The following is a 23,601-nucleotide window of genomic DNA, read 5'->3' on the forward strand; positions in this document are numbered from 1 at the left end:
CCATGGGATCGATCACGCTGCAGAAAGTGGAAAAATGGTTCGGCGAGCTGCAGGTCATCAAGGGCGTCGACCTCGAGATCGACGACGGCGAGTTCGTCATCTTCGTCGGCCCTTCCGGATGCGGGAAGTCCACGCTGTTGCGACTGATATCGGGGCTCGAGGAAGTGTCGCGCGGAAGGATACTGATCGACGGAAGGGACGTGACCGCCGCCGTGCCGTCGGAACGCCAACTGTCCATGGTGTTCCAGTCCTATGCCCTGTATCCGCACATGACGGTGGGAGAGAACATGGGGTTCGGGCTGAAGACGGCCGGACACCCGAAATCCGAGATCGCCGAGCGGGTGGCCGATGCCGCGCGCATCCTGAAACTCGAGGACTATCTCGACCGCAAGCCGAAGCAGCTTTCCGGCGGGCAGCGCCAGCGCGTCGCCATCGGCCGCGCCATCACGCGCAAGCCTGTCGGCTTCCTGTTCGACGAGCCGCTTTCCAACCTCGATGCCGCGCTGCGTGTGGAAATGCGCTTCGAAATCGCCAAGCTGCACGAGACGCTGGGGACGACCATCGTTTACGTGACCCACGACCAGGTCGAGGCGATGACGCTCGCCGACAAGATCGTGGTGCTCAGGGATGGCGCGATCATGCAGGTCGGCTCGCCGCGCACGCTGTACGAGAAACCGGAAAACCTGTTCGTGGCCCAGTTCATCGGTTCGCCGAAGATGAACATCCTGCCGTGCTCCACCGGCGACGGAAAGTTTCACCTGCCCGGCCAGGGCAGCGGGCCGTTCGACCGCGGACCGGGAAAGGCCGCGGTCAAGCTCGGCATCCGGCCGGAACACATAGAACTGACCGACCCGGAGGGGGCGGTGTGCCGGGGTCGTGTCGAGGTGACGGAATATCTCGGTGCCGACACCTATCTCTATCTCGATTGCGGCGAGGCGGGACAGCTGGTCGTGCGCACCGATGACGCGCCCGCTGACATCAGGGGCAGGACGGTGGGCCTGTCCTTCGATCCGGCACGGCTGCATTTCTTCGATTCCGAGGGGCGAGTCGTCTAGGAAACGCCTTCCGGTCGGGACGGCGGAAGCGGAACCCGGAGACGAATGCCCTTTCCTCCGAGGGAACCCGGCGCTATCAACGGTGCGCGAGCCGTCAGGGGCAGGCCCAGGCGGTCCTGGCTCGCGATCGTCGGACGCCGCCGATGCGGTACGGGCCAAGCGGGGAACAAGCACGATGACCGGCCACTTTTTCGATATGCCCGAACTCCCGGCAATTCCCGTCAGGGGGGCGGACAGGACTTTTCCCGTTCGGCGGATATTCTGCGTCGGCCGGAACTATGCGGCGCATGCCGCCGAGATGGGGCATGAGGTGGATCGCGAGGCGCCGTTCTACTTCACGAAATCGCCCTTCGCGCTGGCGCACTCCGGGGCGACGATTCCCTATCCTCCGGGAACCGGGAATTTCCACCACGAAATGGAACTCGCGCTGGCCATCGGCAAACCGGTGTTCAGGGCGGGGCCGGAAGAGGCCGCCCGTGCGATCTTCGGCTATGCCTGCGCTCTCGACATGACGCGGCGGGACCTTCAGCAGGCAGAACGCGTCAAGCAGCGCCCGTGGGATCTCGGCAAGGACGCGGAGAACTCGGCCGTCGTGGCGCCGATCACCCGCGCCGCGGAATTCGGCGCGGTCGGCGACCAGCGCATACACCTCGAGGTCAACGGCCGGACACGGCAGGATGCAACCTTGGCGGAGATGATCTGGAAGGTCGACGAAATCATCAGCCACCTGTCCGGCTTCTATCATCTGGCTCCCGGCGACGTGATCATGACCGGCACGCCGGCCGGGGTCGGACCCGTGGTCGCCGGCGACCGGATCACCGGCGGCATCGACGGTCTCGACGATATCGCGCTGACGATCGGCGAGCCGGAATGACGCGCCTTCTCCTCTCGCGCGGCTGAAGGGTGTTGCCGACGGCACGCGGCTTTCCGGCCGATTCCGGTCGGCCGTTCGCCCGCCACGCGCATGAATCGAGCAGGAAACGCGACGGTCGTCCATGCCGTGTCGTGTTACAAAAAGTGGCGACAATCACAAAAAAATTGTAGCGTTTCCGAGCCAAAGCCGGTTAAACCGGCGTCTGAGTTCATAGAGGAGGAGGAGCCCCAAATGAATTTCATCCGTAGAAATCTGCTTGGTCTGGCCGGTCTCGCCGGCCTGTCGGCCCTTGCGGCCGGCCTCGGCACCGCCCAGGCCACGGCCCAGGAAGTGACGCTGCGGCTGCACCAGTTCCTTCCTGCACAGGCCAATGTGCCGAAACACGTGCTCGACGTCTGGGCCGACAAGGTCGAGGCCGATTCCGACGGACGCATCAAGATCCAGCGCTTTCCGTCCATGCAGCTCGGCGGCACCCCGCCGGAGCTGATCGACCAGGCGATCGACGGCGTTGCCGATATCGTATGGACCGTCGCCGGCTACACGCCGGGCCGGTTCCCGCGGGCGGAGGTGTTCGAGCTTCCCTTCATGATGACCAATGCCGAGGCCACGTCCCGGGCCTACTGGGAGCTGGCCGAGAAGGAAATGTTCGACCAGGACTTCAAGGACTTCCACGTCCTTGCCGTCTGGGTGCACGGACCGGGCGTCATCCACTCGAACAACCCCATTCGCACGGTCGGGGATCTCAACGGCGTGAAGCTGCGGGCGCCGACGCGCACGACGAACATGCTGTTCTCGTCTCTGGGCGCGACGCCGGTCGGCATGCCGGTCCCGGCGATCCCGGAAGCGCTGTCGAAGGGCGTGGTCGACGGTGCCGTCATCCCCTGGGAAGTGGCCGGCATCCTCAAGGTGGGCGAACTGGTCAACAACCATACAGAGTTCGGCGGTGCCTCGCTCTACACGACCTCCTTCATCTTCGCGATGAACAAGGAGCGCTACGAAAGCCTGCCGGACGACCTGAAGGCCGTGATCGATGCCAATTCGGGCATCGAGTTCTCTGCCTTTGCGGGAAAGACCCAGGCCGCCTATGATGCGCCTATCCGCAAGGATGCGGTCGAGCGGGGCAACAACATCATCGAGCTTTCCGAGGAAGAGGTCCAGGAATGGCGCGATGCCTCCCAGGCGACCTTAGACGCCTGGGTCAAGGAACTCGACGAAAGGGGACTCGACGGTACCGCTCTTCTCGAAGAGGCGCGTGCGCTGATTTCCAAGTACACCGAGGGTAACTGACACCGTGGCGGCTCCGGGTTCCCCGACCCGGAGCCGCCCGACGCATTCCGGGGGCTCGGAGGGGACCTTTCATGCTCAGGATCATGGAGTGGCTTGCCCGCACCCTGGCCATTGTCGGCGGACTGGTGCTTGCCGCGCTCGTATTGCTGACCTGTATCAGCGTCATCGGACGGGGCTGCAACACGCTCGGGCATTCCGATTTCATGGCGGAAGCTGCGCCCGGCCTGGCCGCCATGCTGACGCGCCTGGGGCCGGTTAACGGCGATTTCGAGCTGGTCGAGGCGGGAATCGCGTTTGCCATATTCGCCTTCCTGCCGATCTGCCAGCTGCATGGCGGGCATGCCACGGTGGACATCTTCACCAACCAGATGCCCAGAAGGCTCAACCGCTTCATCGTGGTGTTCTGGGAGGTCATCCTGACTCTGGTGCTGATCCTGATCTGCTGGCGCCTCCACGAGGGGCTGCAGTCCAAGATGTCGAACGGCGAGACAACCTACCTGCTCCAGTTCCCGATCTGGTGGGCCTATGCGGCCAGCTTTTTCGCGTCGGTCTGCGCCGCCATCGTGGGCGTCTATTGCGCGGCAGCACGTGTCGCGAGCCTTGTCACCGGAAAACACTACCTGCCGCACACCGAAGGAGCGATGCATTGAGCATGCTCGAGCTGGGATACCTGTCTTTCCCGATCCTTCTTGTCCTGATTTTCCTGCGCGCGCCGATCGGTCTCGCGATGATGATCTGCGGTATCGGCGGACTCTATCTTGCCATGGGCGGTCCGACGATGGTGCTCGCCAAGCTGAAGACCGAGACCTACACGACGTTTTCCAGCTACTCGCTTTCCATCATTCCGATGTTCCTGCTGATGGGCCAGTTTGCCACGCTGTCGGGAATGTCCGCGGCCCTGTTCAAGGCGGCGGAAAGCTGGCTCGGGCACCGGCGCGGCGGCGTCGCGATGGCCGCCGTCGGCGCATGCGCGGGCTTCGGCGCGATCTGTGGTTCATCGCTTGCCACGGCGGCGACAATGAGCCGGGTGGCGCTTCCGGAGCTGCGTCGCTACGGCTATTCGGGCGGGTTCTCGACGGCGACGCTCGCCGCCGGTGGCACGCTGGGCATCCTGATCCCGCCGTCGGTGATCCTCGTCATCTACGCAATCCTTACCGAGCAGAACATCGCCAAGCTGTTCCTCGCGGCCTTCGTTCCCGGCATCCTCGCCGCGGTCGGTTACATGATCACCATCTCGATCTATGTTCGGCTCTTTCCCGACGCCGCAGGCACGCGCGAGCCGCAGCCCTATTCGGAGCGCATCCGCGCCCTGCTCGATGTCTGGCCGGTCCTTCTCGTGTTCCTCGTTGTCGTCGGCGGCATCTATCTCGGCTGGTTCACGCCAACGGAAGGCGCGGCGGTCGGTGCGGCGGGCACCGGGCTGATCGCCTTCGTTTCCGGCAACCTGAACTGGAAGGTGTTCGTGGAGAGCATCATGGCCACGGCGATGTCGACCGCGATGATCTTCTTCATCGTGCTGGGTGCCGGCTTCTATAATTCCTTCCTGGCGCTCACCCAGGTGCCGCAGGAGCTTTCCAGCTTCGTGGTCAGCCAGGGCTTCAGCCCGTGGGTCGTGCTGGTGCTGATCCTGCTGTTCTACCTGGTCTTCGGCTGCCTGATGGACTCCCTGTCGATGATCCTTCTGACGATCCCGATCTTCTTTCCGGTCGTCAGCTCGCTCGATTTCGGCCTGTCGCCCGAACACCTGGCGATCTGGTTCGGCATTCTCGTCCTGATCGTCGTGGAGGTCGGGCTCATCACCCCGCCCGTCGGGATGAATCTCTTCATCATCAATTCGATGGACCGTGAAACGCCAATGGTCGAGACCTACAAGAGCGTGCTGTTCTTCGTCGGCTCCGACATCGTTCGCGTCATCCTGCTCGTGATGTTTCCTGCCATCACGCTGTTCCTGCTGCCGGCCTGAGGGGCCGGCGCGGAGGGCCGCTCAAACCATCTTTACGTTATAATTGTTATGCCTTATAACATTTATGACTAATACCCATTCCGGCAGGGCGGGAGGAGGCGCGTGCCAAGACAGACTTCCAGTGAGAAAGGGCATGTCGGCATTTCCGACAGTACCCTGCGCGGTTTCGCCGGCTACAACATGAAACGCAGTTTCAACGTCGTGCAGGCGGACCTGGCGCGTACGCTTGAGCCGTTCGGGCTGCGCATGATCACTTTCACCGCGCTCATCCTGATCGTGGACAACCCCGATCTCAGCCAGACGCAGCTGGCCAGCGCTCTCACCGTCGAGCGGTCCAATCTCGTCACCATCGTCGACGATCTCGAGGGCAAGGGCTGGATTGTCCGCAATCCGGCGCCGAACGACCGGCGAAGTCACGCCCTACGTGCCACGCGGGAAGGGCACCGCATGTGCGAGCGGGCGGTGAAAGCGGCAAGAGAGCATGAAGAAAGGTTGCTGGCCGCACTCGGGAAAGCGGAGCGGGAGACATTCATCGCCGCCTTGCAAACGATCGAGAGGGCGAAACGGGAGGAACAAGATGGTACGGACGGAAAGCTATAGATCGCACAATGTCGTTCGCGAGGATCGGCCGGACGGTTCGATCATCCTGACCTCGGGCCACGAGCTGGGCGAGGTCGCCGATACGACCGGCGACTGGTTGCACAGGTGGGCGGGCGAGGCTCCCGACCGCGTGTTCCTGGCCGAGCGTTCCGGTCCCGGTTGGCGTGAGGAAAGCTATTCGGCGGTACTGGAAAAGGTGCGCGCGATTGCCGCTGCGCTGGTCGGTCGCGGCCTGAATGCCGATACGCCGATCCTGATCATGTCCGGCAATGGCGTCGATCACGGGCTGCTTTCGCTGGCCGCGCAATATGCAGGCATCCCGGTCGTTCCCGTCGCCGAACAATACGCCCTGATCCCCGGAGCCCACGACCGGTTGCGTCATGTCATCGATCTGGTGCGTCCGTCGCTGGCCTATGCCGTGGATGCGGGGGAATATGCCGAGGCCATTGCGCTGAAGGAGCTGGAGGGCGTGGAAATCGTCGCCAGCCGGCCCGGATCGTCGCGCGCCACGCCGTTCGACGATTTGCTGCGTGGCGACGCCGGCATCGATGTCGATGCCGTCCACGCAGGCGTGGGGCCGGACAGCGTGGTCAAGATCCTGATGACATCCGGTTCGACATCGCATCCCAAGGGCGTGCCGACGACGCACCGCATGATGTGCGTCAACCAGACCCAGATGGCCGATGCTCTGCCCTTCCTTCGCGAGCGCCCGCCGGTGATCGTGGACTGGCTGCCGTGGAACCATGTTTTCGGTGGCAGCCACAACTTTAACATGATGCTGGCCAATGGCGGCAGCCTCTACATCGATGACGGCAAGCCGGTAAAGGGGCGTTTCGAGCGGACGCTCGAGAACCTTTCAATGGTGACCGGCACGCTGGCCTTCAACGTGCCGGTAGGGTTTTCCATGCTGCTTGGCGCATTGCGTGCCGACGACAGTCTCCGACGGCGTTTCTTCGCCGACCTCGACCTTGTCTTCTATGCCGGGGCATCCCTGCCACAGGAGGTCTGGGAGGGCTTCGAGCAAATGGCCGTCGAGGTAAAGGGATCGGTGCCGCTGATGACCTCGAGCTGGGGGCTGACAGAAACCGCGCCCGCCTGCCTGCTGCAGCACGAGCCGACCTCGCGGTCCGGCATTGTCGGCGTTCCGCTCAACGGCATCTCGGTGAAGCTGCTGCCGGACGAGGACATGCGCTGCGAGGTGCGCGTGAAGGGGCCCAATATCATGTCCGGCTATATCGGGGATGCCGGAAAGGCCGCCGGAAGCTTCGACGAGGAAGGCTATTTCGTCACCGGCGACGCGATGCGGTTCGTCGATCCGGAGCGGCCGGAAAAGGGTTTGCGCTTCGACGGGCGAATTTCCGAGGACTTCAAGCTTCTGACCGGGACATGGGTGCGGGCCGCGGCGTTGCGGCTTGACCTGCTTTCCTGCCTGTCGCCGCTTGCGGCCGACCTCGTCATTACCGGGCATGACCGCAACGAGATCGGCGTGCTGGTGTTTCCGGACAGGCAGGCGCTCGCCGATGCCGGCTACGCCCCCGAAGAGGCGGGCGGCGCATTGACCGATCCGGGTCTCTCGGCGGAGATCGCCCGTCGCCTTGCCGAACGGGCCCGGACGGCAACAGGCTCCTCGACACGGGTCGCGCGCGCGCTGGTGATGGCGGAACCCGCGTCCCTCGGCGAGGGCGAAATGACCGCCAAGGGAAGTCTCAACGCGCGCAAGGTCCTGACGCGCAGGGCCGCATTGCTGGATCGTCTCTACGACGACGACGATCCGGCGACCATTCGTATCCAGGGAGCCTGAAATGAAGCCGTTTTCGACACCGGTCGCGGACATGCTGTTCTCCCTGAACGAAGTGGCAGGGGCAAGGCGCATAACGGGATGGGACGACGAACTCGCCGGCGAGATCGCCGGCCATTTCGCGGTGTTCGCCGAGGGTGAAATCGCGCCGCTCGACGAGCCGGGTGACGTGCAGGGCGCCCGGCTGGAAAACGGCCGCGTGCGCATGCCGGACGGTTTCAGGCATGCCTATGATGCCTGGGTCGAACAGGGCTGGCCGGGTCTGACCGCGCCGGAGGAATTTGGCGGGCAGGGCATGGGCGGAGCGATCGCGGCGCTGGTCAGCGAAATATTTTCCGGGGCTTGCCACTCCTTGCAGATGGTGGTGGGGCTTGTTCCCGGCGCGATCCGCACAATCATGCGGTTCGGAACCGACGATCAGAAGACTCGGATGGTCCCGCCGCTTGCCAGCGGTGAATGGCTTGCCACGATGTGTCTTACCGAACCGGGTGCCGGCTCGGACCTGTCGCGCATTCGCTGCCGCGCGACCGAGGCCGCCGACGGCTGGCGCATCGACGGCGAGAAGATTTTCATTTCCGGTGGCGACCAGGACCTGAGCCGGGGCATCCTGCATCTCGTTCTCGCGCGCACCTCCGACAACGGCATCAAGGGCTTGTCGCTTTTCCTGTGCCACTCTGAACGAAGCGACGGCAGCCGAAACGGTGTGTCGGTCGCGCGTATCGAGGAGAAGATGGGCCTGCATGCCTCGCCGACCTGCCAGCTGGTTTTCGACGGCGCCGAAGCGGAGCTTGTCGGCAGGCCGGGCGAGGGGTTGAGGGCGATGTTCACGCTTATGAACCACGCGCGCCTCGATGTCGCATTGCAAGGCGCGGCGCATGCCGCCCGTGCCCATGACATTGCGAGCGCCTATGCTGCCGAACGGATCCAGGGACGAAACGGAGACGGACAACCGGCGAAGCTGGAAGAGCACGCCGACGTGCGGCGCATGCTGGACCGGATGGATTCGCTGGCCATCGGCGCCCGCGCGATCGCGCATCTTGCGCTGGTCGTCCTGGAAACCGGAGAGAATCCCGGTCTGGTCGAGTTCCTGACGCCGGTCGCCAAGGTGTTCTGCACCGAAGCCGGCATGGAGGCGGCCGAACTCGGCGTGCAGGTGCTCGGCGGCTATGGCTATCTGCGGGAATACCGGGTCGAGCAGACATGTCGCGACGCGCGGATCACCGCGATCTACGAGGGCGCCAACGGAATTCATGCCGGCGCACTGGCGGGGCGGGGCCTGCGCGTCGGCGACGGCGCGGAGTCCTTTGCCGGCCTGATTGCCGGAATCGCGGACGAGACAGGTTCGGTATCCGTCGGCGACGCGGCGAAGCTCTGGGTCGAGGCGCGCGACAAGGTGCGAGAAGCCGGGGATACCGGCGCGCTGGCGCATGATTTCATGCAACTGACCGGGTTGGTCCTGTTCCTGGCGGTCTGGGCCCGGATCGGCGCAAGAAGCGGGCAATCGCCGCAGCCGGCACGCTATGCCCGAGTGGCGGCAAGTGTCGCCCGCCGCACCCCGCACGACATACGGGCCGCATGGGGCAAGCTGATGGCAGAGGCCGCTTTTCGGGGAAGTTGAGACAACGGACGGGGCGCGAACGTGTTTGCGCCGCACAATGTTTGACGATAAAGACTCTCACCTGACGTTAACGCCAGACCGGGTTAGAGCCTTGGCCATCAAGAAAATCCTCGTAGCCAACCGTTCGGAAATCGCCATCCGCGTATTTCGCGCGGCCAACGAACTGGGAATCAAGACCGTCGCCATATGGGCGGAGGAGGACAAGTATTCCCTGCATCGGTTCAAGGCCGACGAGAGTTACCAGGTCGGGCGGGGGCCGCATCTCGATCGCGAGCTCGGACCAATCGAAAGCTATCTCTCGATCGAGGAAGTGCTGCGGGTTGCCCGAATCTCCGGCGCGGACGCGATCCATCCGGGATACGGTCTCCTTTCGGAAAGCCCGGAATTCGTCGAGGCCTGCGAAAAGGCCGGGGTGACCTTCATCGGTCCGAAGGCGGAAACGATGCGGGCGCTCGGCAACAAGGTCGCCGCGCGCAATCTTGCCGTATCCGCCGGGGTTCCGGTCGTGCCCGCCACCAAGCCGCTGCCCGACGACATGGACACGGTGAAGAAGATGGCTGCCGAAGTCGGCTACCCGGTGATGCTGAAGGCATCCTGGGGCGGCGGCGGGCGCGGCATGCGCGTCATTCGTACCGAGGATGAAATCGAGCGCGAAGTGCTGGAAGCCAAGCGGGAGGCGCGTGCGGCCTTCGGCAAGGATGAGGTCTATCTCGAAAAGCTCGTCGAGAACGCGCGTCACGTCGAGGTGCAGATCCTCGGAGATACGCACGGCAATGCCGTTCACCTGTTCGAGCGCGACTGCTCGATCCAGCGACGCAACCAGAAGGTCGTGGAGAGGGCGCCGGCACCCTATCTGAACGACGAGCAGCGGGCGGAACTTGCGGAGTACGCGCTGAAGATCGCCAATGCGACCAGCTATATCGGCGCGGGAACGGTCGAGTTCCTGATGGATGCCGATACCGGCAGGTTCTACTTCATCGAGGTCAATCCGCGCATCCAGGTCGAGCATACCGTGACCGAGGAGGTCACCGGCATCGACATCGTCAAGGCGCAGATCCACATCATGGACGGCGCGGCGATCGGCACGCCGGAATCGGGCGTCCCGCGCCAGGAGGACATCCGGCTCAACGGTCACGCCCTGCAGTGCCGCATCACGACGGAAGATCCCGAGCAGAACTTCATTCCCGACTATGGCCGCATCACCGCCTATCGCGGCGCGACCGGCTTCGGCATCCGACTTGATGGCGGTACGGCCTATTCGGGCGCGGTGATCACGCGCTTCTACGACCCGCTGCTGGAGAAGGTTACCGCATGGGCGCCGACGCCGGAGGAGGCGATCCGGCGCATGGACCGTGCGTTACGCGAGTTCCGCATCCGCGGCGTGGCGACGAACCTGACCTTCCTCGAGGCGATCATCGGGCACGAGAAGTTCCGCAACAATACCTACACCACCAAGTTCATCGACACGACGCCGGAGCTGTTCCAGCAGGTCAAGCGGGCCGACCGGGCGACCAAGCTGCTCACCTATATCGCCGACGTGACCGTGAACGGCCATCCGGAGACGAAGGGACGGCCGAAGCCGCCGGCCGAGGCCGCGCCACCGATCGTGCCGTGGCCCGGCATCCCGATTCCCCCGGGCGGAACCAAGCGCAAGCTCGACGAGCTCGGCCCGGAGGGCTTCGCCCGGTGGCTTCGTGCCGAGAAGCAGGTCTACCTGACCGACACGACCATGCGCGACGGCCACCAGAGCCTGCTGGCGACGCGCATGCGCACGCACGACATCGTCAGGATCGCCGGATGCTACGCCCGCGTCCTTCCCGAACTGCTGTCGCTGGAATGCTGGGGCGGCGCGACCTTCGACGTCGCCATGCGGTTCCTGACCGAGGATCCCTGGGAGCGTCTCGCGAAGATCCGCGAACAGGTGCCGAACCTGCTGCTGCAGATGCTGCTGCGCGGCGCCAACGGCGTCGGCTACACCAACTATCCCGACAACGTGGTGAAGTATTTCGTGCGCCAAGCGGCGGCCGGCGGCATCGACCTGTTCCGGGTATTCGACTGCCTCAACTGGGTCGACAACATGCGCGTCTCGATGGAGGCGGTCGCCGAGGAGAACAAGATCTGCGAGGCGGCGATCTGCTATACCGGCGACATCCTCAACTCGGCGCGGCCGAAATACGATCTCAAGTATTACGTGAACCTCGCCGGCGAGCTGGAAAAGGCCGGCGCCCACATGCTGGCGGTCAAGGACATGGCAGGCCTGCTGAAGCCGGAAGCCGCGCGCATCCTGTTCAAGGCGCTGCGCGAGGCGACCGACCTGCCGATCCATTTCCATACCCACGACACGTCGGGCATCTCGGCGGCGACCGTGCTGGCGGCGGTGGAAAGCGGGGTCGACGCGGTCGACGCGGCGATGGACGCGCTGTCCGGCAACACGTCGCAGCCCTGCCTCGGCTCGATCGTCGAGGCGCTGCGTGGCACCGAGCGCGATCCGGGCCTGGACGCGGAGTGGATCCGCAAGATTTCCTTCTACTGGGAGGCGGTGCGCACCAAGTATGCCGCCTTCGAGAGCGACCTGAAGGGGCCTGCCTCGGAAGTCTATCTCCACGAGATGCCGGGAGGACAGTTCACGAACCTCAAGGAGCAGGCCCGCTCGCTGGGGCTGGAGACCCGCTGGCACGAGGTGGCGCGGGCCTATCACGACGTCAACATGATGTTCGGCGATATCGTGAAGGTGACGCCCTCGTCCAAGGTCGTCGGCGACATGGCGCTGATGATGGTCAGCCAGGATCTCGCGGTCGAGGACGTGACCGATCCGGACAAGGACATCGCGTTCCCGGAATCGGTCGTGGCGATGATGCGCGGCGATCTCGGCCAGCCGCCGGGCGGCTGGCCCGAAGCCATCCAGAAAAAGGTGCTGAAGGGCGAAAAACCCTACACCGAGGTTCCGGGCTCGCTTCTGCCGCCGGCCGACCTCGACGCCATGCGCAAGGAGATCAAGGAAAAACTCGGGCGGGAACTCTCGGACTTCGAGTTCGCCTCCTACCTGATGTATCCGAAGGTGTTCACCGATTTCGCCCATGCCCAGGCGATGTACGGGCCTGTTTCGTCCCTGCCGACGCCGGTCTATTTCTACGGTCTCGGCCAGGAGGACGAGGTCTTCGCCGAGATCGAGAAGGGCAAGACGCTTGTCATCCGCTGCCTGGCCGTCGGCGACACGGACGAGAAGGGCATGGTCACCGTGTTCTTCGAGCTGAACGGCCAGCCGCGCCGCATCAAGGTGCCCGACCGGGCCCATGGCGCAAGCGGCACGGTCGCGCGTCGCAAGGCCGATCCGGCGGACGAGAACCATGTCGGCGCGCCGATGCCCGGCGTGATCTCCACGATCGGCGTCTCCGCCGGCCAGGAGGTCAAGGCGGGCGACGTGCTTGTCTCCATCGAGGCAATGAAGATGGAAACGGCCATCCATGCCGAGCGCGACGGCACGATCGCCGAAGTGGTCGTCAAGGCAGGCGACCAGATCGACGCCAAGGACCTGCTCGTCGTCTACGAATAGACGTCGGTTCACGCCGCGCCCGCGCGCGGCGTGAACCCGTGAAGGGGCGCCTTCGGCTACCGGCCGGAGACCCGGTTTTCATGCGTCGAAAGACGCGATCGCGCGACCTGATCCAATCGATTCAAGGGTTTTTCGATGACCGCTGTCGATACATCGATGCAGCCCCGGCCCGGGCCGGCGGACGCCATCCGTCTCCGGTCCGCGCGACGGGCGGTTTCGGCGGCCTTCTTTGCCAATGGCTTCACGGTCGGGCACTGGGCGCCGAAGATCCCGGTCATGGTCGAGCGGCTCGGCGTCAGCCAGCCGACGCTCGGCAAGATGATCATCCTGTTCGGCGTCGGCGCCCTGCTGGCGCTGATCGCCGGCGCCTGGGCGACGACGCGGTTCGGATCGCGCGGCGTCCTGAGATGGACGTCGCTGCTGCTCGTGCCTTCGCTGGTGATGCTGACCATGGCGCCGACGGCGGCAACCGCCGCCATCACCATGCTCTGGCTCGGCATGTTCCTCGGCGCGATGGACAACGCGATGAACGCCAATGGCGTGGTCGTGGAGACGATTCTCAAGAAACCGGTCATGTCCTCCTATCACGGGTTCTGGTCGCTGGGCGGCGTCGTCGGCGGCCTGACCGGCGGCGCCCTGATCTCCTGGCTCGGCGAAATGGGGCATGCCGTCACGGTTTCCATCGTCACGCTCGTTGTGGTGCTCGCGGCATGGCCGCGCTATCTCGACGATCCGCAGCTCGCCAATCCTTCGGGTGGCGAGGCACCGAAAGCGGGCCGCTTCGCCGACCTGCCGCGCGGGCCGGGCATCTACATCCTGGGCTCGGTCACACTGCTGGCCTTTGCGCCGGAGGGGACGGTTGTCGACTGGAGCGCCCTCTACCTGAAGGACGAGCAGGGCGCGCCCGTACTCGTCAGCGGCTATGCCTTCGCGGCGTTTTCCTCGACCATGGCGCTGATGCGGTTCATGGGTGACGGGCTGCGCGCCCGTCTCGGTGACCGGATGACCTATGTCTGCGGCGCGGCGGTGGCTGCGGCCGGGCTTGTCATTGCCGGTCTGTCGACACACTTCGTCGTCGCCTGTGCCGGCTTCTTCGTCAGCGGCCTCGGCATGGCCAACATGGTGCCGGTGCTGTTCTCGTCGGGCGGACGCTATCCCGGCGTGAAGCCGGCGGTCGGGATCGCGGTCATCACCGTGTTCGGTTATGGCGGGCTCCTGTTCGTGCCGGCACTGGTCGGCGAACTGGCCGAGCGGTTCTCGCTGGCGGCGGTGTTCACCGGGTGGGGCGTGATCCTGTTCGCTCTTTCATGGCTGGGCTTCATCCTGCCCGGTCTTTCGGGACGGTCCCGCTGAGCGGAAGCGCCCGGAGCCTTTCGGCGAGAAAATCGTAGACGCGGCGAACCCTGGCGCTGTGGCGCAATTCGCGATGCGAGCACAGCCAGAACGGCAGCGGCTCGATGTCCAGGCTCGGCACGACCCTGACCAGATCCGGCGATTTCGCCGCAATGTAAACCGATCCGAAGCCGATACCGGCGCCCGCCCTGACCAGATCCCAGTAGACGAGTTGGTTATCGGTGCGGAAAGGAAACTGCGAGCGGTCATACGGGATTCCGAGGCGCGCCATGCCGCGTTCGATCAGGTCGCTGCGGTCGTTGCCGACAAGGCAGTGCGAGTAGAGTTCCTCGAGTGTCTTTGGCGTGCCGTGCCTTTCCAGGTAGTCACGATGCGCGAAGGCCCCCATCGCCAGCTCGTTGACCTTGCGGGCGACCAGGTCATTCTGCACGGGGCGCACCATGCGCACGGCAATGTCGGCGTCGCGGGCGAGAAGGTTCTCGACCGAGTCGGACGCGACAAGCTCGATCTCCAGCGCCGGTTCGGCCTCGCGGAGAGCGACAAGGATGTCTGGCAGGATATGGCTGGACACGATTTCCGAGGCGGTGATGCGGATCGTGCCCGCGATGGTATTGTCTCGTCCGGCCACAGTCATCGCGAAGGCATCGGCGCCGGTTTGCATGGCGCGTGCCTTCTCGGCCAGGGCCAGTGCATTTTGCGTCGGGGTCATGCCGGAACGCCCGCGCTCGAACAGCAGCAATCCGGTGAGCGCTTCCAGTTCATCGATGTGACGGCCCAGGGTCGGTTGCGAGGTTCCCGTCGCCTTTGCGGCTGCGGACAGTGTCCCCGCGTCCAGGACGGCCAGAAAGCTCTTGATCAGGTTCCAGTCAAAGTGCCGCTCATCCATTCATGAATGAATAGCATACATAGAACTTATTGTATATCCATCCACTGATGAATTTTGTAGTTTGGCGGCATCGCACAAATCAAGGAGAAGACTCATGGCTACGGTGGCAATTCTCGGGGCAGCCGGGCATATCGGCGATGCGGCGGCCCGCGCATTCCTGGCATCCGGCTGGCGGGTGAAGGGCGTTGCGCGCGGGGCAAGGGTCGCGACGCTTGCCAGGGGCGTCGAGCCGGTCGAGGCGGATGCATTCGACCGCGAGGCGCTGGTCGCGGCTTGCAGGGGCGCGGACGTGATCGTGCACGCCCTGAACCCCGCCTATGACAAGTGGAGCGGCACCGTCCTGCCGCTTGCGCAGAACGTGCTGGCGGCCGCGGAGGCGACCGGTGCGACGGTGATGATCCCGGGGAATGTCTACAACTACGGAACGACCGTCGGTCCCGACATGAAGGAAGGCGATCCGTTCAACGGCGATATCGAGAAAGGTCGTCTCAGGATCGAGATGGAAGGGCTGTTCGAACGCGCGGCACGTGAAAGCGGTGTGCGGACTGTCGTCATTCGCGCCGGGGATTTCTTCGGCGGACGGCGTGCCGGAACATGGCTCGACCTGATGATCCTGAAAAATCTCAAGAAGGATCGATTTGCATGGCCCGGGCCATGGCGGACCATGCATGCCTTCGCCTATTTGCCCGATCTCGCCGAAACCTTCGTGCGGCTCGCCGAAAGGCGCGAAGAACTCGAACCCTTCGCGTCGCTGCACTTCCGCGGCCATGCCGTGACCGGCGAGGAGATGCACGCCGCAGCCGAAAAGGCGGCGGGGCGTCCGCTGAAACGCGCTGACGTGCCGTGGATGCTGCTTCGCGTGGCCGGCCTGTTCAACGGCGTGATACGCGAGGTGGTGAAGATGTCCTATCTGTGGAGGGCGCAGCATTCGCTGGACAATGCCCGGCTCGAAACCCTGATCGGGCCCGAGCCGAACCGCCCGCTGGAGGTCGCGCTGGCGGAAGCGATTTTCGACCTGGGGCTCGATCACGGGCCTGCGCGGGGGGATCTGCCGATGCACGCCGCCGCATGACGGCAATGAACGGCCCGGCATCCGGCTGCCGGGTCCGTCTTCCCGATCCGGGCTACCAGGTCCGGCGGGGACCGATGTCGATGTGATAGAATCCGGACTTGTAGCGCTTGTAGCCGCCGACTTCCTTCTGTTTCCGCAGGAAGGAAAGCAGCCCCTTGGTGCCGGCATGGACGCGGAAATCGACCGCGGCGCATTTCAGGTGCCAGGATCGCTTCCTGCCGCCGACCCGGCGATTGTGCTTCGGGCTGCGATAGGTCGAATTGACGGTGACGGGGCCGTATTTTTCGGCGACACGCTTCAGCACCACCTTCAGCCGTTCGGGAACGCATTTCGACGGTGCGTTGTAATGAATGCGGTTCGCCTTCGGAAGGGCGGCGAGCTGCAGCTCGTTCATGGAGTCGAAGGGAGACGGCTCGATGACAAGGTGGGCGTGATCCTCGTCGGTATCGAACACGGCGATCCGATGCCAGGGATTGCCGCCGTTGAGCAGGGTTTGCGGGAAAGCCGGTTGCGCCATGGCGACGACCGAAAGAAGCGCGACCGGCAGCGCGCGCCGAAACGGGCGCCGGGAAGCGGAGGAGTACATATGCAAAATCCTGTTTCATGCGCCCGCTGATGCGGGCATGTCATGACCGGACCGGCCTCCTCCCCCGCCGGTCCGCGGTTCGGGCGCCGCCAATAGCTTGGTCCGGTTGCGGTGCACAAATCACGCTTTGAATCGGATTGTTACAGGAATGCCGGTCGAAATGCCGCGGATTGAAACGGAATTCGTCAAGGAAAGGAAGCCGTTGGTCTAATTTACGGCTGGACACACATCGGTATAAACCGCACAGATTGCGGACCGCAGCATCGGGGAGGACTACCGTGTCTGGCCTTGATGACCGAATTGCAAGCACTCGGGGAGGTTGTGAATGTCCAGTCCAGTTTACCGTGTATTGCCCGACGCCAAGAAGCGGGCTCTCATCGACGACGAGAAGTACCTGAAATGGTACAAGCAGAGCGTCTCCGATCCGGAGAAGTTCTGGGCCAGGCACGGCAAGCGCATCGACTGGTTCAAGCCCTATACCAAGGTCAAGAATACCTCGTTCACCGGCAAGGTGTCGATCAAGTGGTTCGAGGACGGCGTCACCAACGTCGCCTACAATTGCATCGACCGTCACCTCAAGAAGCGTGGCAACCAGGTCGCGATCATCTGGGAAGGCGACAATCCCTACGATGACAAGAAGATCACCTACAACGAGCTCTACGACAAGGTCTGCCGGCTCGCCAACGTGCTGAAGGCCAACGGCGTCAAGAAGGGTGACCGCGTCACCATCTACATGCCGATGATCCCGGAAGCGGCCTATGCGATGCTCGCCTGCGCGCGCATCGGCGCGATCCATTCGGTCGTGTTCGGCGGCTTCTCGCCGGACGCGCTGGCCGGACGCATTATCGACTGCGAGTCCGAGTTCGTGATCACGGCCGACGAGGGGCTGCGCGGCGGCCGGAAGATCCCGCTCAAGCACAACACCGATCTCGCCATCGAGATCGCCGAGCGCCAGGAAGTCAGGGTGAAAAAGGTGCTGGTCGTCCAGCGGACCGCCGGAAAGATCGAGTGGTTCGAGGATCGCGACATCTGGTACCACGAGGCGATCGCAAAGGCGAAGCCCGACTGCTCTCCGGCCAAGATGAAGGCCGAGGATCCATTGTTCATCCTCTATACCTCGGGTTCGACCGGCAAGCCGAAGGGCGTGTTGCACACGACGGGCGGCTATCTCGTCTATGCGTCGATGACGCACGAATACGTGTTCGACTATCACGACGGCGACATCTACTGGTGCACCGCCGATGTCGGCTGGGTGACCGGCCACTCCTACATCGTCTACGGGCCGCTGGCCAACGGCGCAACGACGCTGATGTTCGAGGGCGTGCCGAACTACCCGACACCGTCCCGGTTCTGGGAAGTGGTGGACAAGCACCAGGTGAACATCTTCTACACCGCGCCCACGGCCATCCGCGCCCTGATGGGGGCCGGCGACGAATATGTGAAGGCCTCGTCGCGCAAGTCCCTGCGCACGCTGGGTTCGGTCGGCGAACCGATCAACCCGGAAGCCTGGGAATGGTACTACAACGTCGTCGGCGAGAAGAAGTGCCCGATCGTCGACACATGGTGGCAGACCGAGACCGGCGGCATCATGATCACGCCGCTGCCGGGGGCGACAAACCTGAAGCCCGGATCTGCAACTCGGCCGTTCTTCGGCATCCAGCCGCAGCTGGTCGACGCCGATGGTGACGTGCTGGAGGGCACGGCGGACGGCAATCTGTGCATCATAGACTCGTGGCCTGGCCAGATGCGCACCGTCTATGGCGACCACGACCGCTTCGTGCAGACCTATTTCTCGACCTACAAGGGCAAGTATTTCACCGGCGACGGCTGCCGCCGTGACGCCGACGGATACTACTGGATCACCGGCCGCGTCGACGATGTCATCAACGTGTCGGGCCACCGCATGGGCACGGCCGAGGTCGAGTCCGCGCTGGTCAGCCACGACGCCGTGTCGGAGGCGGCCGTGGTCGGCTATCCGCACGATCTCAAGGGACAGGGCATCTACTGCTATGTCACGCTGATGGCGGGCGTGGAGGGGACCGACGAGTTGCGCAAGGAACTCGTCAAGCACGTGCGTACCGAAATCGGGCCGATCGCCTCGCCGGACAAGATCCAGTTCGCGCCCGGCCTGCCGAAGACGCGCTCGGGAAAGATCATGCGCCGCATCCTGCGCAAGATCGCCGAGGACGATTTCGGTGCACTGGGCGATACCTCGACGCTGGCGGATCCGACAGTCGTCGACGACCTGATCGACAACCGGCAAAACAAGAAATAGCGGCGCGCGACGGCGACCTCGAATTCACGGGGGCCACGGCCCCCGTTTTTCGTTGCCGGCAACATTTCTCGCGGCGCGGCCTTGGCAAGCGGCCGCCCCTGCCTCACACTGCCCCGGTGTTGAACAAGCGAAAGGAGGTGATCCGATGTCGAGTGGTTCCAAGGCAACGGGACGGTTCATGCGGGTCGCACTCCGTCGGAGCAGCCTCTGACGGCGGGAGACGAAACGCGAGGCCGGAAGGGCGGCTTGCCGCCATGGTCCAGTGACCGTCCGGTTCCCGGAATTGCGAAGGCCGCCCCGAGGGGCGGCCTTTTTCATGCCGGTCGGATTTCGCGGATGCGTCAGTTGATCAGGCGCAGGCCCTTGATGTCCGCCGCGATCTGCCGGAACGCGTCCTTGAGTTCGGCCTCGTTCGACGTGTTGTAGTAGTATTTCGACGTCGCGGTGTCCTTGTTGGCGCAGTCCTTCATCAGGGCTTCCGCGGTCGATCCCGCGCCGAAGGCGATCGAGTAGACCTTGATGCCGGCAGTCTTCATGTTGGTGCAAATGGTCTTGGCGTGGTTGCGCGAGTTCGTCGAACCCGAGCCGTTCTGGCCCTCGGATTCATAGGTGTTGAACTCGCCATCGGTCATGATGATCGCGTATTTGCGAACGCCCGGATGATCGAAGTCCTGGACATCGGACCCGTCGGGCCATGCGTCGTTCCATTTTGACGACAGCATGTAATACGTCCAGTTGACGGCGATATGGCCAGCTGTGTTGCCGCCGGTGGAAAGATCGTCGATCTCGTCCTTCAGCAGATCGTCATCGTCGGTAACCGGCACGATCGTGGCTTTCGGACAAGTGTAGCTCGACATCGGTATCTTCGCGAGGCTGTTCGCGAATGCATCGGTATACTTCTCCGTTCCGCTGCGCTCGTAGACGCAGTTGGAGGTCTTGGGTACCCAGTCGCAAACCCAACGCGCTCTCCTGCCCCGGCCGATTTTTACGCATTCTTCTTCGTAATACGGGGTTGTCTCTATCTCGTCGATTATCGGTTTCACGTTGACCGACGCCGAATAGGGCACGAGGCCGACACGGATATTGTCCGCGGTTCCGTCGTCGCTGAACAGGATCTCGATTGCATCTTTCGCGGCGTTCTTCAGCGCGGTGATCCGTTTCGTATTGGTGCCGCTGATATCCCAGCTCATCGAGCCGGTGATGTCGAGCGCCATGACGACCTCGACCTCGCTGTCGGAGAACTTGGCCTTGGACGTGGCCGCGACCCGGTGATTGTCGTAGCCGACGATGCCGGCCATCGTCATGGGCATGATGGTGTGCGCGTCGATCTGCACCGTACGGTTGACGGGATCGACTTCGATGTCGTCGATCTCGACCGTGTCGGGCGTCAGGTTGCGGCCGTCGAGGTTGGCATCCAGATACTTGCGGACGGCCTCCTCTGCATCCTCGAGCGCGATGTCACCCAGGGTGAGACCCTGCGTCGTCGCAAGCGCGGCCGCGTCGACGGCGAAGGTGAGCTTGCTGTGATAGGAAAACATCCGGGCCACATCCACGGCCAGGGCGGTGCCCATGAGAAGGGTCGTTCCCAGCAGGGCGAACATGATGCCGAAATTACCGCGCCGGTCGCGGGCAAAGTCATTGATCCGGTTCAATATCGTACGCACGGCCATACTCCTTCTGGCATGATGCTGCCACCTGCCGAGCAGGCGGCATGCCATTTGGCCGCCGACGCTAGGTCGAAATCCTTTGCAGATGCCTAAATAGCGGGGAATCGGCGGTGCCGGATTGAAACACCGTGAACGCGAAGTTAAGGCGATTCCTCAAATTCCGGCGCCGGAATCAGGGCCTCCGAAAGGCCGCGACGCGGCGCCCCATTACGGCACGGCAGGTTGTCCCGAATTGGCACACATTCCGGAATTCGTCCCGTTCCGGGACACGTGCGGCACGCCGCAACCCGATCGCGGATGCGCGCGGGATCAGAAGTCGACGGCGATGCCCTTCACTTCCCAGTCGCCATACCGCGCCGGGTCCTTGCCGCCGCGGCCGCCGATCTCGCGCGGCTGCCCGCCGTCACCCGGTGTCGCGCCGGCCCGACGTTCCTCCGCCTCGCGCAGGGCGCGCCGGGCCGCCGGGGGCAGATCCTCCAAACGGCGGGCGGGCGTTGCGGTTTCGTCCTGTCTGTCGCTGCCGGATTCGTTCATGATCACTCTCGACGCGGATTGCCCCGCAGTTGAAAATGCGTTGTCGTGCACACACTATTATAGTCGGTTGCAGCGCTTTTCCACCCAGGTGTTTCACAGCGGAGACGGATCGATGAATCTCGTCAAAACGGCGATGCTGATCGCCTTCATGACAGCCCTGTTCATGGGCATCGGCTACATGATCGGCGGATCGGGCGGCATGACGATCGCCTTCCTCATCGCGCTGGCGATGAACGCGATCTCGTACTGGAATTCCGACAAGATGGTGCTGCGCATGCACAACGCCGTCGAGGTCGACCGCGCCAAGGCACCCGAATATTACGGCATTGTCGAATCGCTCGCCGGGCGGGCCGGCCTGCCGATGCCGAGGGTCTACCTGATCAACAGCGACCAGCCGAACGCATTCGCCACCGGGCGGAACCCGCAGAACGCGGCGGTGGCCGCGACGACCGGCCTCCTCCACAGGCTGAGCCGCGAGGAGGTCGCCGGCGTCATGGCGCACGAACTGGCCCATATCCAGAACCGGGACACCCTGACCATGACCATCACGGCGACGCTTGCCGGTGCCATTTCCATGCTCGGCAACTTCGCGTTCTTTTTCGGCGGGTCGCGGGACAACAACAACCCGTTCGGCTTTCTCGGGGTGCTGGTCGCGATGATCGTCGCGCCGTTCGCGGCAATGATCGTGCAGATGGCGATCAGCCGGACCCGCGAATATTCCGCCGACCGGCGCGGCGCGGAGATCTGCGGCAATCCCGAATGGCTGGCCAGCGCGCTGGCGAAGATCGCAAGCGCCGCCGGGCGTACCGTCAATGTCGCCGCCGAGCGCAATCCGGCAACGGCGCACATGTTCATCATCAACCCGCTGAACGGCCAGCGTGCCGACAACCTGTTTTCCACCCATCCCGACACGGAGAACCGCATCCGCGCCCTCATGGCGATGGCTTCGGAGATGGATTCGGGCGGTGCGCAGGCGCCCCGTCCGGCCCGTCCAGGCTCGTCGGGCGTGCCGAGGACCGGCAGCCGCAAGTGGGGCCGCGGCGACAAGCGGGGACCGTGGGATTGAGTGTTTCCGCGGACAAGCGCCGGAAGGGCCAGCGCAGGAAAAGCAGCGTGGCGGCACCGCCGGCCGACAAGCCCGGCCTCGCCGCGCGCCAGGCGGCGCATCGCATACTCGGCGCGATCCTCGACGCCAGGTCGTCCATGGACGGGCTGACCGACGAGGTGCACGGCCATCCCCAGTATCTGGCACTGGAACCGCGCGACCGGGCGCTTGTTCGCGCGATCCTGCTCACATCGCTCAGGCATTACGGCAATCTCGATGCGACGCTGGCCCGTTTCACGGACAAGCCCCTGCCGTCGGGGGCAACCGGCCTGCGCAACATTCTCGTTGTCGGGCTCGCGCAGATCCTGTTCCTCGACGTGCCCGATCACAGCGCGGTGGACCTGGCCGTCGCTGCCGCGCGGATCGATCCGCGGGCGCGCCGTTTCGCGGCGCTGGTCAACGCCCTGCTGCGGAGGGCCGGGCGCGAGAAGGAAGACCTGCTGGCCCGGTTCGCGGAGAAGCCCGTGCGGGCGCCTCGATGGTTCGCCGACCGGCTGGAGGAGATCCATGGCGCCGAGGTGGCTGCCGTCATCGATGCGCGCCACCGCACGGAGGCGCCGATCGACCTGACCCTGAGGGCAAGCGAACGGTCCGATGCCTCCGGCTGGGCGGAACGGCTGGGCGCCATACTGCTGCCGACGGGATCGTTGCGGCTCGCGGGCTCGTCATGCGACGTCGCCGCCCTTCCCGGTTACGAGGACGGTGCCTGGTGGGTCCAGGACGCCTCGGCGGCGGTTCCGGCACGGCTGTTCGGCGATCTCGCCGGGAAAGCGGCGCTCGACTGTTGCGCGGCACCGGGCGGCAAGACGGCGCAACTTGCCGACGCGGGCGCGCGGGTGACCGCGCTCGACCTGTCGGCAAACCGGCTGAAACGTCTTGCGGGCAATCTCGACAGGCTGGGACTGGCCGACAGGTGCGAGACGATCGCCACGGACCTGTTCAGGTTCGCGCCCGGACAGGGCTTCGACGCGGTGCTGCTCGACGCGCCCTGCTCCTCGACCGGTACGGTGCGCCGCCACCCGGACGTTCCGTTCACCAAGAGGCCGGAGGATATCCGGAAACTGGCCGACCTGCAGGCGCGGATGCTCGATCATGCGGCAACCCTGGTCGCGCCGGGCGGCTTGCTGGTGTTTTCAAACTGTTCGCTCGACCCGCTGGAGGGCGAGGAGGTGGCCCGCCGGTTCTCCGCGGCACATGCCGGGTTCGAGCCGGTGCCGGTTCGGGCCGAGGAGGTTCCCGGCCTCGAGGACGCCATCACGGCGGAAGGGTATCTGCGATTGACGCCGGCCTGTCTCGACCTCGGCGATCCCGCGGTCAGCGGTGCCGACGGCTTCTTTGCGGCGCGTTTTCGGCGTTGCCCGTAGGGCTTGCGCAT

18 protein-coding genes are annotated in these 23,601 nt (G+C 64.4%); 14 read left to right on the plus strand and 4 right to left on the minus strand.

Features of this window, described 5'->3' with window-relative positions; genetic code table 11:
• Positions 1 to 2 precede the first annotated feature (2 nt).
• From HTY61_RS17310 to HTY61_RS17355, 10 genes are all read left to right on the plus strand, one after another.
• On the plus strand, positions 3 to 1,055 hold the full coding sequence (locus HTY61_RS17310; protein ID WP_175277970.1) for an ABC transporter ATP-binding protein: 1,053 nt from the start codon (positions 3 to 5) through the stop codon (positions 1,053 to 1,055).
• Between the two features lie 175 nt (positions 1,056 to 1,230).
• On the plus strand, positions 1,231 to 1,929 hold the full coding sequence (locus HTY61_RS17315) for a fumarylacetoacetate hydrolase family protein (protein ID WP_175277971.1): 699 nt from the start codon (positions 1,231 to 1,233) through the stop codon (positions 1,927 to 1,929).
• A 231-nt stretch (positions 1,930 to 2,160) separates the two neighbouring features.
• Positions 2,161 to 3,216, plus strand: a complete 1,056-nt coding sequence (locus HTY61_RS17320; RefSeq protein WP_175277972.1) for a TRAP transporter substrate-binding protein — start codon at positions 2,161 to 2,163, stop codon at positions 3,214 to 3,216.
• Positions 3,217 to 3,287: 71 nt separating this feature from the next.
• Complete coding sequence (locus HTY61_RS17325) at positions 3,288 to 3,866, plus strand: TRAP transporter small permease (protein WP_175277973.1); 579 nt, start codon at positions 3,288 to 3,290, stop codon at positions 3,864 to 3,866.
• Positions 3,863 to 5,179 (plus strand): TRAP transporter large permease, encoded by a 1,317-nt coding sequence (locus HTY61_RS17330; RefSeq protein ID WP_175277974.1) that lies wholly within the window; start codon positions 3,863 to 3,865, stop codon positions 5,177 to 5,179. Before HTY61_RS17325 ends, HTY61_RS17330 begins: the two co-directional genes overlap by 4 nt.
• A 102-nt stretch (positions 5,180 to 5,281) precedes the next feature.
• Positions 5,282 to 5,779: a MarR family winged helix-turn-helix transcriptional regulator gene (locus HTY61_RS17335; RefSeq protein WP_197945332.1), complete on the plus strand. Its 498-nt coding sequence runs from the start codon at positions 5,282 to 5,284 to the stop codon at positions 5,777 to 5,779.
• Positions 5,757 to 7,580 carry a feruloyl-CoA synthase gene (locus tag HTY61_RS17340; RefSeq protein WP_175277975.1) on the plus strand — a complete coding sequence of 608 codons (1,824 nt, stop codon included), beginning with the start codon at positions 5,757 to 5,759 and terminating at the stop codon, positions 7,578 to 7,580. The genes HTY61_RS17335 and HTY61_RS17340 overlap by 23 nt, the downstream gene beginning before the upstream one ends.
• Before the next feature lies 1 nt (position 7,581).
• Positions 7,582 to 9,195 (plus strand): acyl-CoA dehydrogenase family protein, encoded by a 1,614-nt coding sequence (locus HTY61_RS17345; protein ID WP_175277976.1) that lies wholly within the window; start codon positions 7,582 to 7,584, stop codon positions 9,193 to 9,195.
• 91 nt (positions 9,196 to 9,286) lie between these two features.
• Positions 9,287 to 12,748 (plus strand): pyruvate carboxylase, encoded by a 3,462-nt coding sequence (gene pyc / locus HTY61_RS17350; protein WP_175277977.1) that lies wholly within the window; start codon positions 9,287 to 9,289, stop codon positions 12,746 to 12,748.
• A 135-nt stretch (positions 12,749 to 12,883) separates the two neighbouring features.
• Complete coding sequence (locus HTY61_RS17355) at positions 12,884 to 14,101, plus strand: MFS transporter (protein ID WP_175277978.1); 1,218 nt, start codon at positions 12,884 to 12,886, stop codon at positions 14,099 to 14,101.
• Here HTY61_RS17355 and HTY61_RS17360 read toward each other — a convergent pair.
• On the minus strand, positions 14,067 to 14,987 hold the full coding sequence (locus HTY61_RS17360; RefSeq protein WP_175277979.1) for a LysR family transcriptional regulator: 921 nt from the start codon (positions 14,985 to 14,987) through the stop codon (positions 14,067 to 14,069). The two genes, HTY61_RS17355 and HTY61_RS17360, sit on opposite strands and share 35 nt — an antisense overlap.
• A 94-nt stretch (positions 14,988 to 15,081) precedes the next feature.
• Between HTY61_RS17360 and HTY61_RS17365 the strand changes: the two genes are divergently transcribed.
• A complete protein-coding gene (locus tag HTY61_RS17365) occupies positions 15,082 to 16,059 on the plus strand; it encodes an NAD(P)H-binding protein (protein ID WP_175277980.1) in 978 nt (325 codons plus the stop codon).
• Between the two features lie 52 nt (positions 16,060 to 16,111).
• Here HTY61_RS17365 and HTY61_RS17370 read toward each other — a convergent pair whose 3' ends face one another.
• Entirely contained in the window at positions 16,112 to 16,645 is a 534-nt protein-coding gene (locus HTY61_RS17370) for a YcbK family protein (RefSeq protein WP_175277981.1), read from the minus strand.
• 325 nt (positions 16,646 to 16,970) lie between these two features.
• Between HTY61_RS17370 and acs the strand changes: the two genes are divergently transcribed.
• Entirely contained in the window at positions 16,971 to 18,920 is a 1,950-nt protein-coding gene (gene acs / locus HTY61_RS17375; RefSeq protein WP_175277982.1) for an acetate--CoA ligase, read from the plus strand.
• A 341-nt stretch (positions 18,921 to 19,261) separates the two neighbouring features.
• Here acs and HTY61_RS17380 read toward each other — a convergent pair whose 3' ends face one another.
• Together HTY61_RS17380 and HTY61_RS17385 are read right to left on the minus strand one after the other, a co-directional pair.
• Complete coding sequence (locus HTY61_RS17380; RefSeq protein ID WP_175277983.1) at positions 19,262 to 20,584, minus strand: vWA domain-containing protein; 1,323 nt, start codon at positions 20,582 to 20,584, stop codon at positions 19,262 to 19,264.
• Positions 20,585 to 20,896: 312 nt separating this feature from the next.
• Positions 20,897 to 21,121, minus strand: a complete 225-nt coding sequence (locus HTY61_RS17385) for a DUF1674 domain-containing protein (protein ID WP_175277984.1) — start codon at positions 21,119 to 21,121, stop codon at positions 20,897 to 20,899.
• Positions 21,122 to 21,233: 112 nt separating this feature from the next.
• On the opposite strand from HTY61_RS17385, the gene htpX reads away from it, so the two are divergent.
• Together htpX and HTY61_RS17395 are read left to right on the plus strand one after the other, a co-directional pair.
• Positions 21,234 to 22,187, plus strand: a complete 954-nt coding sequence (gene htpX, locus HTY61_RS17390) for a zinc metalloprotease HtpX (RefSeq protein WP_175277985.1) — start codon at positions 21,234 to 21,236, stop codon at positions 22,185 to 22,187.
• Positions 22,184 to 23,590 carry an RsmB/NOP family class I SAM-dependent RNA methyltransferase gene (locus HTY61_RS17395; RefSeq protein WP_175277986.1) on the plus strand — a complete coding sequence of 469 codons (1,407 nt, stop codon included), beginning with the start codon at positions 22,184 to 22,186 and terminating at the stop codon, positions 23,588 to 23,590. The genes htpX and HTY61_RS17395 overlap by 4 nt, the downstream gene beginning before the upstream one ends.
• Positions 23,591 to 23,601 lie beyond the last annotated feature (11 nt).

Origin of the sequence: Oricola thermophila (genome assembly GCF_013358405.1) — a bacterium.
GTDB lineage: Bacteria > Pseudomonadota > Alphaproteobacteria > Rhizobiales > Rhizobiaceae > Oricola > Oricola thermophila.

Coding starts and splice junctions, on each gene's coding strand:
- HTY61_RS17310 (WP_175277970.1), top strand. CDS start 3: ATGGGATCGATCACGCTGCAGAAAGTGGAAAAATGGTTCGGCGAGCTG.
- HTY61_RS17315 (WP_175277971.1), top strand. CDS start 1,231: ATGACCGGCCACTTTTTCGATATGCCCGAACTCCCGGCAATTCCCGTC.
- HTY61_RS17320 (WP_175277972.1), top strand. CDS start 2,161: ATGAATTTCATCCGTAGAAATCTGCTTGGTCTGGCCGGTCTCGCCGGC.
- HTY61_RS17325 (WP_175277973.1), top strand. CDS start 3,288: ATGCTCAGGATCATGGAGTGGCTTGCCCGCACCCTGGCCATTGTCGGC.
- HTY61_RS17340 (WP_175277975.1), top strand. CDS start 5,757: ATGGTACGGACGGAAAGCTATAGATCGCACAATGTCGTTCGCGAGGAT.
- HTY61_RS17345 (WP_175277976.1), top strand. CDS start 7,582: ATGAAGCCGTTTTCGACACCGGTCGCGGACATGCTGTTCTCCCTGAAC.
- HTY61_RS17355 (WP_175277978.1), top strand. CDS start 12,884: ATGACCGCTGTCGATACATCGATGCAGCCCCGGCCCGGGCCGGCGGAC.
- HTY61_RS17360 (WP_175277979.1), bottom strand. CDS start 14,987: ATGGATGAGCGGCACTTTGACTGGAACCTGATCAAGAGCTTTCTGGCC.
- HTY61_RS17365 (WP_175277980.1), top strand. CDS start 15,082: ATGGCTACGGTGGCAATTCTCGGGGCAGCCGGGCATATCGGCGATGCG.
- HTY61_RS17370 (WP_175277981.1), bottom strand. CDS start 16,645: ATGTACTCCTCCGCTTCCCGGCGCCCGTTTCGGCGCGCGCTGCCGGTC.
- acs (WP_175277982.1), top strand. CDS start 16,971: ATGTCCAGTCCAGTTTACCGTGTATTGCCCGACGCCAAGAAGCGGGCT.
- HTY61_RS17385 (WP_175277984.1), bottom strand. CDS start 21,121: ATGAACGAATCCGGCAGCGACAGACAGGACGAAACCGCAACGCCCGCC.
- htpX (WP_175277985.1), top strand. CDS start 21,234: ATGAATCTCGTCAAAACGGCGATGCTGATCGCCTTCATGACAGCCCTG.